1 protein-coding gene and 1 pseudogene are annotated in these 573 nt (G+C 63.4%); both read left to right on the forward strand.

Features of this window, described 5'->3' with window-relative positions:
- The first annotated feature begins 126 nt into the window (after window positions 1-126).
- Complete coding sequence (locus tag O3W51_RS48315; RefSeq protein ID WP_187145098.1) at window positions 127-291, forward strand: hypothetical protein; 165 nt, start codon at window positions 127-129, stop codon at window positions 289-291.
- Window positions 292-492: 201 nt separating this feature from the next.
- Window positions 493-573: pseudogene (locus tag O3W51_RS48320) on the forward strand (IS5/IS1182 family transposase); the annotation flags it as partial.

A 573-nucleotide genomic window follows, 5' to 3' on the forward strand; every position in this document is an offset into this window, starting at 1 on the left:
AAACCGCTCGTGCAACTCGCCCAGACCGGCCGCCCACGTCCTGATGTCACTGAGTTCCCCACCCATAGTCAAATCAACGACGGCCCTGGCCACCAGTCACGCCAAACGCCGTTGCAGTACTAGGACTTGACCTTCACCCTCGGTGACCATGCGAGCCAGCCTCCGCGCCTGCGCGCGTGCCAGGTCGGCTTCGGTGCCATCCTGCGGCCTGCGGAAGCCCGCAAGCATGTCCACCAGGCCAGCGACACCCAATGGAAAACCCAACACGGTGACAAAATCAGCTGGTTCTAGCCCCCCGTGTCGAACTTGCCACACCGCATACGCCGCGCTCCCCGCGACGGCCGCCACGCACGCGGCACTGAGTAAGTGCCGCCACCCCCGCCCACGGCGCCCAATCCCTGATCTCATAGGGCCGATGATGACCGGCGAGCATTTCTCCAGTTACTTAAGACCTGTCCCGTAACTGCCGGTCATGGGTGAGATGATCTTGCGGTGTCTGCTGTGATCACGGCGTCGGAGCCGTCTTGGATAGCCCCGTTCACCGGGCTGAGTCCGCGTTCCTTCGGCAAGTTG

Origin of the sequence: Streptomyces sp. H39-C1 (assembly GCF_027158125.1) — a bacterium.
Lineage (GTDB): Bacteria > Actinomycetota > Actinomycetes > Streptomycetales > Streptomycetaceae > Actinacidiphila > Actinacidiphila fildesensis.